Here is a 5558-nt window from a genome sequence, read left to right on the forward strand (position 1 = left end):
TGGGCGCGGCCGTACACCGGTACTGTCAACCCCAGTCCGTCCTGACGGCGCGGCCCCAGGGCCGCCGACCCCCGACCTCGCGAAGGAGCCCTCCGCGGTGAGCGATCCCCACACCGACCACCCGGCCGACCCGGGCTCACGCCCCGCGGTGTCCGCGTCCTCCGCGGCCTCGGACGCCAGGCTGCTGGAGCAGGCGGTGTACGAGGTCAAGAAGGTCGTGGTGGGCCAGGACCGGCTCATCGAGATGATCCTGGTGGGACTGCTCTCCCGCGGCCACATCCTCCTCGAGGGCGTGCCGGGTGTCGCCAAGACCCTGACCGTGGAGACATTCGCCACCGTGGTGGGGGGCAGCTTCCGCCGCCTCCAGTTCACCCCGGACCTGGTTCCCGCGGACATCGTCGGAACGCGCATCTACCGCCAGGGTCGTGAGGAGTTCGAGGTCGAGCTCGGTCCCATCCTGGCCAACTTCGTGCTGGCCGACGAGATCAACCGCGCCCCGGCCAAGGTCCAGTCGGCACTGCTCGAGGTGATGGCGGAGGGTCACGTCTCGATCGGCGGCCAGACATTCCCGATGCCGACACCGTTCCTGGTGATGGCCACCCAGAACCCCATCGAGAGCGAGGGCGTGTACCAGCTCCCGGAGGCCCAGCGGGACCGGTTCCTCTTCAAGCTCGTCGTGGACTACCCGAGCCCCGAGGAGGAGCGGGAGATCGTCTACCGCATGGGGACGCGTCCGCCGGAGCCCTCCCGCGTCCTCGGGGTGGACGCGTTGATCCGGCTCCAGGACGCGGTGCGCGAGGTCTTCGTGCACCACGCGCTGGTCGACTACGTGGTCAGGGTCACCGTCGCCACCCGCGAACCCGAGCGGCACGGCCTCGAGGACGTGGCCAGGTGGCTCGCGTACGGCGCGTCGCCCCGAGCCACCCTGGGCGCCGTCACCGCGGCCCGGGCACTGGCACTCGTCCGGGGTCGCGACTACGTGGTACCCCAGGACGTCGTCGATGTGCTCCCCGCGGTGCTTCGTCACCGACTCGTGCTCACCTACGACGCGCTGGCGGACGAGATCACCGCGGACACCGTCGTGCGCCGCGTCCTCGAGGCCGTCCCGCTCCCACAGATCAGCGCGGTTCCCGCACAGCCCGGCCCGCCGTCCTCGCGGTGACCCGGGCAGACGAGGGAACCCGCGACGACCCGGTCGCGGCGGCGTCCCGCGCGGCCCTGACGCAGCTGGAACTCCTCGTCACCCGCCGTCTGGACGGGGTCCTCAACGGCGACCACCGGGGACTGCTGCCCGGGCCCGGGACAGAACCGGGGGAGGCGCGCGCCTACGAACCCGGTGACGACGTCCGGACCATGGACTGGTCCGTGACGGCGCGGACCACCGTGCCGCACATCCGACAGACCATCGCCGACCGGGAACTGGAGACCTGGATCGTCGTGGACATGACGCCCAGCCTCGACGTCGAGGGCCGGTACGGCAGCAAGCGCCGACTCGTGGAGGCGGCCGCGGCCACCGTCGGGTTCCTGTCCGCCGGGGGTGGCAGTCGTGTCGGCATGGTCCTCACCGGCGCCGGGCGGCCCCGGGTACTGCAGGCCGCGAGTGGGCGCGACCATGTCAGACGGCTACTCGGGGAGATCTCCCGCTCCACGGCCCAGGTCTCACCGGGTGGCACTCTCGACGACGCACTCCGGGCCGTCCGGAACGCCGCCCGGCGGCACGGACTCGTGGTGGTGGTCTCGGATTTCCTCGCCGACGTCGACTGGGAACGGTCCCTCCGCGTCCTGGGGGCCCGGCACGAGTTCCTGGCGGTGCACACCGCCGACGCCCTCGACATCGCCCTCCCCGCGGTGGGGGCCGCACTGCTCCAGGACCCGGCCACCGGGGAGGTGCTCGAACTGGACGTCGACGACGCGCTGGCGGCCGACTACCGTCGGGCCGCGGACGCCCATCGCGCGGAGGTCCACGCCGCCCTGCGCCGCTGCGGCGCCCCGGTGCTCGCGATGAGGACCGACCGGGACTGGATCAGGGACGTGATCGACTACGTCGGCGCACGGCGCCAGGGCGGCCTGCCGACCGGTGAGAATCTCGTCAGGGACCTGCCCGACGACCATCCGACACCGGGAGGGACGCCGCGATGAGCCTGTCGGAGTTCCAGCACCCGCTGTGGCTGGTCCTGCTGGTGGTGCCGGTGGCGCTCGCGATCGGATACGTGATCGCGCTGCGATCCAAGAGGCGCAGGACGGTGCGCTTCGGCAACTTCGGGGTTCTGCGGACCGTCGACCGCGGCGGTCGACGCTGGTTCACCCATGTCCCCGCCGTGGTGCTGATCCTGTCGCTGCTCGCCCTGGTGGTGGCCCTGGCCGGGCCCCAGAAGGAACAGAAGGTGCCACGGAACCGGGCGACGGTCATGCTCGTCGTCGACGTGTCCCTGTCCATGGAGTCCACGGACGTGTCTCCGTCCCGCCTGGAGGCCGCGCAGCAGGCCGCGACCACCTTCGCGGGCAACCTCACCCCGGGCGTCAACCTGGGGTTGGTCTCCTACGCGGGTACGGCCTCGATGCTCGTGGCACCCACCACCGATCGGGGGCCGGTCGTCCGCGCCGTCGAGCGTCTCCGGTTGGACGAGAGGACCGCGACCGGCGAGGCGATCTACACCGCCACCCAGGCCGTCACCACGTTCACCGAGAGCCTCGGCGGCCCCGACCAGGCGCCGCCGGCTCGCATCGTCCTGCTCTCCGACGGCAAGGAGACCGTCCCCGCCGACCCCACCGAGGAGCGTGGCGCCTTCACCGCCGCCGAACGGGCCGAGGAGGCCGGCATCCCGGTCTCGACCATCTCCTTCGGAACCCTCTACGGAACAGTCGACATCCAGGGTCGACCGCAGCCCGTCCCCGTCGACGACGCCTCTCTACGCACCATCGCCGAGATCTCGGGGGGCGACTTCTTCACCGCCTCCAGCCTCGAGGAGCTCGACTCCGTCTACCGCACCCTCGAGGAACAGATCGGGTTCGAGTGGAAGAAGGCCGACGCCTCCCGGCCCTGGCTCGTCATCGGCTCCCTGCTGGCGATGCTCGCCGCGGCCGGATCGCTGGTGGCACACCGCCGCATCCCGTGACGGGTCCGCGCACCCCCACCGGGCCACCCGCCGCTGTTCGATAGGTTGGTGCACATGGTTTCCGACAGCACGCTCACCTCCACCCCTCGAACGGTCCTGGTGACCGGGGGCAACCGCGGCATCGGACGCGCCGTGGCCGAACGACTCGCCGCCGACGGCCACCGGGTGGCGGTGACCCATCGGGGATCCGGTGCGCCCGACGGTCTGTTCGGAGTGCGGTGCGACGTCACCGACCCCGACTCCGTCGAGGCGGCGTTCACCGCGGTCGAGGCCGAGTTCGGGCCCGTCGAGGTGGTGGTGTCCAACGCCGGGATCACCGACGACACCCTCCTGATGCGGATGAAGGACGAACAGTTCACCCGGGTGGTCGAGGCCAACCTGTCCGGCGCGTTCCGGGTGGCCAAGCGAGCCTCCCGCGGGATGCTGCGCGCCAGGTTCGGTCGACTGATCTTCATCGGTTCCGTGGTCGCCCAGTCGGGGACCGCGGGTCAGGTCAACTACGCCTCGTCGAAGGCCGGCCTCATCGGGATGGCCCGATCGCTGACCCGTGAACTAGGCTCGCGCAACATCACGGCCAACGTCGTGGCACCCGGTTTCATCGATACCGACATGACCGCCGGGTTGGACGACAAGACGCAGGCCCTCGCTGTGGCGGCCATCCCGCTCGGCCGGAAGGGCAACGCCGACGACGTGGCCGGGGCCGTGAGCTTCCTCGCGGGGGACGACGCCGGATACATCTCCGGGGCCGTCCTGCCGGTCGACGGCGGAATGGGAATGGGGCACTGATCATGACCGACGACACCCGCACCGGAATACTCTCGGGCAAAACCATCCTCGTCACCGGGGTGATCACCGACGCCTCGATCGCCTTCCACATCGCCAAGCACTGTCAGCTCCACGGTGCCACCGTCATCCTCACCGCGTTCGGCCGGCCGTCGCTGGTCCGGGCGATCTCCAAGCGACTGCCCGACAGGCCACCGGTGATCGAACTGGACGTGCAGAGCGAGGAGGACCTCGCCGCACTCGAGGGCAAGGTGAGAGAACACGCCGATTCGCTCGACGGGGTGGTCCACTCGATCGGGTTCGCGCCGCCCAGTTGCCTCGGTGACCCTTTCCTCGACGCACCGTGGAAGGACGTCTCGGTCGCGGTGGAGATCTCCGCCTATTCGTACGCGTCACTCGCCAGGGCGGTGCGCCCGTTGCTCAACCCCGGTGCGTCGATCATCGGCCTGGACTTCGACCCACGGTTCTCCATGCCCTTCTACAACTGGATGTCCGTGGCCAAGAACGCCTTGGAGGCGGTCAACCGCTACGTGGCCCGCGAACTCGGTCCGGAGGGCGTGCGGTCCAACCTCATCGCGGCCGGTCCCGTCAAGACCCTCGCGGCCAAGGCCATCGCCGGCGACGCGCTCGGACCCGGCGGAGAACTGGACCGGATGCAGGACGAATGGGCCGAGCGCGCCCCCCTGGGCTGGGACGTGAACGACCCCACCGCCGTGGCGACCACCGCGGTGGCGCTGCTCTCGGACCTCATGTCCGCCACGACAGGAACAGTGATCTACGCAGACGGTGGAGCCGGCACCGTCTCGTTCAGCGGGCAGGAGACCTCCAGATGACCGATGGTGCGCTCGACGACACCGGGCCCGTGGACGCCCTCCTCGTCCTGTCCTTCGGTGGTCCCGAGGGACAGGAGGACGTGATCCCGTTCCTTGAGAACGTCACCCGCGGGCGCGGGATCCCGGCGGAGCGACTCGAGGAGGTGGCCACCCACTATCGACAGCTGGGTGGCCGCAGCCCGATCAACGACCTCAACCGCGAGATCATCACGAACGTCGAAGCGGAGCTGGCCCGCCGCGGCAGGAATCTGCCGGTGTACTTCGGAAACCGCAACTGGACCCCGATGATCGAGGAGGCCGTTCGGCAGATGACCGCGGACGGGATCCGCACCGCGGCGGTGTTCGCCACCTCCGCGTGGGGCGGCTATTCCGGTTGCGCGCAGTACCAGGAGGACATCGCACGCGCGCGCGAGCAGGTCCCCGGGGCTCCCACGATGGTCCGCCTGCGGCAGTTCTATGACCATCCGTTGTTCATCGAGCGTTTCGCGACCGACGTGCGCGCCGCCGTGGCCTCGGCGGCGCCGGGCGCCCGCGTCATCTTCACCGCTCACTCCGTTCCTGAGGCGGCGGACGCCGTCGCGGGCCCCCCGGCTCTCGGGGGCCGGCTCTACAGCCGTCAGGTCGCCGAGGCGTCGCGGCTGGTGGCCGAGGCAGCCGGAGTCGCTGACCACGACCTGGTCTGGCAGTCCCGGTCCGGCCCGCCGAGCGTGCCGTGGCTCGAGCCCGACGTGGTGGATCATGTCAGGGAGCTGAGCGAGACCACGGGCGTCCGCGACGTCGTGATCGTCCCCATCGGGTTCATCTCCGATCACGTCGAGGTGATCTA

The 5558-nt window shown here is 70.5% G+C and carries 6 protein-coding genes; all 6 read left to right on the forward strand.

Features of this window, described 5'->3' with window-relative positions:
- Nucleotides 1-148: 148 nt before the first annotated feature.
- Nucleotides 149-1162 carry an AAA family ATPase gene (locus G6027_RS05150; RefSeq protein WP_182636005.1) on the forward strand — a complete coding sequence of 338 codons (1014 nt, stop codon included), beginning with the start codon at nt 149-151 and terminating at the stop codon, nt 1160-1162.
- On the forward strand, nt 1159-2139 hold the full coding sequence (locus tag G6027_RS05155; protein ID WP_182635995.1) for a DUF58 domain-containing protein: 981 nt from the start codon (nt 1159-1161) through the stop codon (nt 2137-2139). The genes G6027_RS05150 and G6027_RS05155 overlap by 4 nt, the downstream gene beginning before the upstream one ends.
- A complete protein-coding gene (locus G6027_RS05160) occupies nt 2136-3116 on the forward strand; it encodes a VWA domain-containing protein (protein ID WP_182635997.1) in 981 nt (326 codons plus the stop codon). Before G6027_RS05155 ends, G6027_RS05160 begins: the two co-directional genes overlap by 4 nt.
- Nucleotides 3117-3170: 54 nt before the next feature.
- Nucleotides 3171-3902, forward strand: a complete 732-nt coding sequence (fabG1, locus tag G6027_RS05165; protein ID WP_182635999.1) for a 3-oxoacyl-ACP reductase FabG1 — start codon at nt 3171-3173, stop codon at nt 3900-3902.
- Nucleotides 3903-3904: 2 nt separating this feature from the next.
- The gene (gene inhA, locus G6027_RS05170) at nt 3905-4732 is read left to right on the forward strand and encodes an NADH-dependent enoyl-ACP reductase InhA (protein WP_182636001.1); all 828 of its coding nucleotides are present in this window, start codon (nt 3905-3907) and stop codon (nt 4730-4732) included.
- A partial coding sequence (locus G6027_RS05175; protein ID WP_182636003.1) for a ferrochelatase occupies nt 4729-5558 on the forward strand: 830 nt, incomplete at its 3' end. The genes inhA and G6027_RS05175, both read left to right, overlap by 4 nt.

The organism is Dietzia sp. SLG310A2-38A2, assembly GCF_014145095.1.
Taxonomy (GTDB): Bacteria; Actinomycetota; Actinomycetes; order Mycobacteriales; family Mycobacteriaceae; genus Dietzia.

Coding starts and splice junctions, on each gene's coding strand:
- G6027_RS05160 (WP_182635997.1), top strand. CDS start 2,136: ATGAGCCTGTCGGAGTTCCAGCACCCGCTGTGGCTGGTCCTGCTGGTG.
- fabG1 (WP_182635999.1), top strand. CDS start 3,171: ATGGTTTCCGACAGCACGCTCACCTCCACCCCTCGAACGGTCCTGGTG.
- inhA (WP_182636001.1), top strand. CDS start 3,905: ATGACCGACGACACCCGCACCGGAATACTCTCGGGCAAAACCATCCTC.